General features: G+C 43.6%; 4 protein-coding genes. 1 reads left to right on the forward strand and 3 read right to left on the reverse strand.

Translation table 11 applies throughout. From position 1 onward, the window contains the following. Nucleotides 1–470: COP23 domain-containing protein (locus RMO84_RS07905; RefSeq protein WP_310487921.1), on the reverse strand; the 470-nt coding region annotated here is incomplete at its 3' end. Between the two features lie 506 nt (nucleotides 471–976). Between RMO84_RS07905 and RMO84_RS07910 the strand changes: the two genes are divergently transcribed. Continuing rightward, nucleotides 977–2,434, forward strand: coding sequence for a protein kinase domain-containing protein (locus tag RMO84_RS07910; protein ID WP_310487922.1), 1,458 nt, complete (start codon nucleotides 977–979; stop codon nucleotides 2,432–2,434). Between the two features lie 192 nt (nucleotides 2,435–2,626). Here RMO84_RS07910 and RMO84_RS07915 read toward each other — a convergent pair whose 3' ends face one another. Both RMO84_RS07915 and RMO84_RS07920 read right to left on the reverse strand, forming a co-directional pair. Then, on the reverse strand, nucleotides 2,627–3,133 hold the full coding sequence (locus tag RMO84_RS07915; protein ID WP_310487923.1) for a nuclear transport factor 2 family protein: 507 nt from the start codon (nucleotides 3,131–3,133) through the stop codon (nucleotides 2,627–2,629). Nucleotides 3,134–3,271: 138 nt separating this feature from the next. After that, the coding region (locus tag RMO84_RS07920) for an HAD family hydrolase (RefSeq protein ID WP_310487924.1) at nucleotides 3,272–4,027 on the reverse strand (756 nt) is incomplete at its 5' end.

Genomic DNA, 4,027 nt, shown 5'->3' on the forward strand with positions numbered 1-4,027 from the left:
CTGAGTTGAATGATTCTTCCGGAAGCTCTAGCACGTAAATCCAGCATCTGCTGGAGGATTTGCGCCGAGTCAGTCCCTTTGGGTAGCGTTACCAGGACGCTAGACTTGGGACAAGTATTGCCACTAACTCCCGCATCGACACACAGCACGGGATAGGTATTGACATTGCCAGTGCGGATGTATTTCAATTTACCATCGCGATTGAAGCGACCGAGGCGATTTGACACTTCATCACAGCGTTGGCTGATATTGTTGTACTTGCCTGTAAATGACCGCACCCAATGGATCATTGGCAGATTACCCCTAACAGTTTTTACAACCGTAGTCGGTGTGCCACCGATCGATTCACAGCTAAACTTTCGACTGGGTGTGGCTCGACTGGGCTGCCACGATTGAGATGTCATTGCCAGAGTCGCACCCAGTAAGAAAATGCCCGAAAATTTACGGATTGAGGAAAGTATTTTAAGCATAGGAAGATCGATACAATCGTCGATTCAGCCACTAGAGCACCAGTGCTTGTCGCAATTAAATCGCAGTTAATTTAGCACCCATTATAGACATAGCCACCACTGAGATCTCATTAACTCTCTACAGCATAAATACTGAATTTATTTCAAAAAAATCAGCTAGATGTATTACTAGATTTGAGATCTCGATCGCAGCAATATTCTCATATCTATGCATTACCCACCACAGAGTCAGATTTGTCTAAGTAAAATCCGATCTGTCGATCGAAAGATCGGCAAAATATCGGAAGTTTAGTCGCAAGTCAGGTTAACAGATCGACTACGTAATTAGTCTCAATTCATCTAGCGGTTTCGATCGAGATGCGGTACAAATTAAGATAATTATCTAATTTATTTTTTTCCTAGTTAGCAAGCTTAGTCGTTGGCGCAGTCTTGTCTGTGGCATCTGGCTATCCCCACCTACTGCAATCGACTCGATCGACCCACCTCCCTTAGCTAAATACCATTGTATGTTAGGCTCAATCCTTCACTCCCATTACAAAATAGTTAAAATCCTGGGAATCGGTAAGTCTGGCATGACTTATTTAGCCACAGACTTGGATACGATCGATTCGCCCTTATTTGTTATCAAACAAATTCAACACGTTCCTAGTAGTGGGATGGTGCCCCAGCTAGCAGAAAAACTCTTTGAAATTCAAGCCGGGATTGCCTATCAAGTCGGACAGCATCCCCAGATTCCTTCATTGATTACTACATTTGAAGAAGCTGGCGAAAGATATTTGGTGCGCGAATATATCGAGGGTGAATTTCTCAGTCAAGAACTATCGCCAGGCGCGACTTGGACTCAAACTCAAGTGTTTGATTTTTTGTTCGACTTAATTGAAATTTTAGGCTTTTTTCATAATTTTAAATACATCCATCAAGATATCAACCCGCACAATATCATTCGCCGTCACGATGGCCGGTTCTGCCTAATTGGCTTTAGTTCGGTGAAGGATTTGGGCAGTACGTGGCCAAATTTAGTCGAAGAAGATAGCAGACATATCAACGATCCTAGTTATACTCCCTACGAACAAGAACAAGGGGTTTCAAAATTAAATACTGATATATATGCCGTCGGCGCGATCGCCATTCAAGCGATCGTTGGTAAATTCCCCCTCGAAAAAGATGCCTATACTTATGAATTAAAGTGGCGAGATGAAGTAAATATGCACCAAAAGTTAGTCGAGATCGTGCATAAGATGGTTCGTCCCGACTATCGAAATCGCTATCAATCAGCCCCAGAAGTATTACAAGCACTTAAAGCATTTGCGCTAACTCAGATTCCCGCACCGAAATCGCAGCGATTTAAACCCCAGCTAATTTTTGGGATGGCAATTTGTGGATTAATGCTCGGATTTAGTGCGATTAGATTGTTCTCAGCCTCGGCAAATAAGCCGCAGGTAGCACCATCACCAGTTGCTAGTAGCAGTCCAAATACGGGGCGCGAGCGGGCAGGTTGGCAACAATATACAGATAAAACAGCCAAACTCAAAGTTAAATATGCGAGTAATTGGCAGCAGGAGAAGCTTGACAATATCGTCACGGGCGAACATGTTATCTTTACAGCTCCAGCATCGAGTTCGGGCAATAAGTACCCCGCCAATATTTCGATTAGGGTCGAAAATCTCACCGATCCAAACATTACTTTAGCTAAGTATACTCAATCGACAATCGCCGAAATCGATCGCTACTACCAAGATGCCAAATTTATCGAATCTAGCTCGACCAAGTTAGCTAAAAGACCGGCTAATTTAGTTGTCTATACTGGTAAAGATGAGAATTCAGCGATCGTCAAAAATCTGGAAGTTTGGACGATCGCGCGTGGTAAAGCTTATATTTTGACATATAAAGCCGAACCGGATCGATATTATGAATCTCTAGGTAAGGCAATGACGACGATCGAATCGTTCGCACTCACGCCCTAGTGATTAAATTAATTGATAATTGATAATTGAGAGTTGGGTTATTAAAATGTAGATTTTGACACCATCACAACAACACTCCACCTTTTAGGTGGGAATTTTGCGGATGCAACCACGCGGAGGTGCCCTCCACATGTGTTGCACGAAGCAAACCCCGTTCTCTGTTAAGTCGATCGAGACGATTGTCGAGTAATTCTATCCTTTAAAAGTTTGGCCGTTAAAAGTGGTTGTACTGGTGAGAATTTTGCTTTGCTTCAACCGCCAGCCTTGGGGCGTTTTCAGCCAGGAATCGCGAGATGTTTGAGCGATGACTAGTTTGTTAGAGCCAGCAATCGTCCCCTCGGTTTTTTGATCGATCGCTACATCGATGCCTCCCGCACTGACATCGATATTTTTAATAGTTGCTTTATTAGAAGTCAGCTTAATATTAAATCGTTTAAACAACGTATCATATTGTTCGCGAAACTCCGATAAATTCTGCTTCTTTCCTTCAGGATTAATACTCACATAATCTGGCGTAAACAGTGCTGTGGCCCCTTTGATATCTTTACGGACAAAAGCCGCATTAATTCGATCGTAGTTAGTCTGGATGGCTGGCTGAATCGATGCACTAATCTCGGCAAATACAGGTTGAACTGCGGCAATTGTTACAGAAATTAATGCACTCGAAAGCAGCGAATTTCGGCGAGTAGAAAAGATCATTTAGGACAGAGGTGAGAGGACTGACGCGACTGACGAAGCCAGTTGCTCAAAGGTTCCGTAATTTAATTAATCGTCGATCGATAGCTCGATTTGATGTATCGAATTTAACTTGGCGATCGTGCTAACTAGTCAAATTATTTACGCCCTAGCTTTTAGTAAACTCACTAATTCACAAAATCCGGCTACTGCGGGTAATTTAGTCATATATTGCGGCTGATGCGTTAATCGATCGGTATAATGCTGAATATTCGCCACCCCAACCGATCGATCGAATAAAGCTCGATCGAACATACTCGCATCATTCGGACTATCGCCGACGGTAATTATTTGTTGCGGCGCAATCTGGGGAAAATATCGTTCGAGTACGTGCAAAATTGCCACCCCTTTATCTTGAAGTGGCGGCTTGATATGGCACTGCACGGTACTAAATGTAAAACTATAGCCCCATTGCTGACACTGAGCGGCAATTTCATCTAATTCTAAATCCGTTAAACCAGCCACATCAAACGTCCAATCGGTAATCCGAAATTGATTGTCGCTGGATTCCTCAATTTGCGGATAGCGCGATTGCAATTCCCAAAACCGATCTGCCAAATTAGCCCGATGCTCCTCAATACTGTCAATCCGGGTGATGAAGTCAAAACCGCTGCAATTGCGATCGAAATAGACACCCCCATTCTCGGCAATCGAGCCAGCCACAGGGAGATAATTATTGACAGCACTCACCCATCCCGCAGATCTACCCGTAACTAATAATAATGCGATCCCTTTGGCATTCACTAGATCGATCGCTTGTAACAACTCGGTGGTAAATTTCCCCTCCCGCGTCAGGGTGCCATCGATATCTGTAGCAATCAGTCGAATATCTGTCAGTCGATCGGGCGTTAATGGTAG

Origin of the sequence: Chamaesiphon sp. VAR_69_metabat_338 (genome assembly GCF_031423935.1) — a bacterium.
In the GTDB taxonomy this organism is placed as follows: Bacteria; Cyanobacteriota; Cyanobacteriia; order Cyanobacteriales; family Chamaesiphonaceae; genus Chamaesiphon.

Bases quoted from the DNA above. Each gene is read 5' to 3' on its own strand.
- RMO84_RS07915 (WP_310487923.1), bottom strand. From the start codon at position 3,133: ATGATCTTTTCTACTCGCCGAAATTCGCTGCTTTCGAGTGCATTAATT.
- RMO84_RS07910 (WP_310487922.1), top strand. From the start codon at position 977: ATGTTAGGCTCAATCCTTCACTCCCATTACAAAATAGTTAAAATCCTG.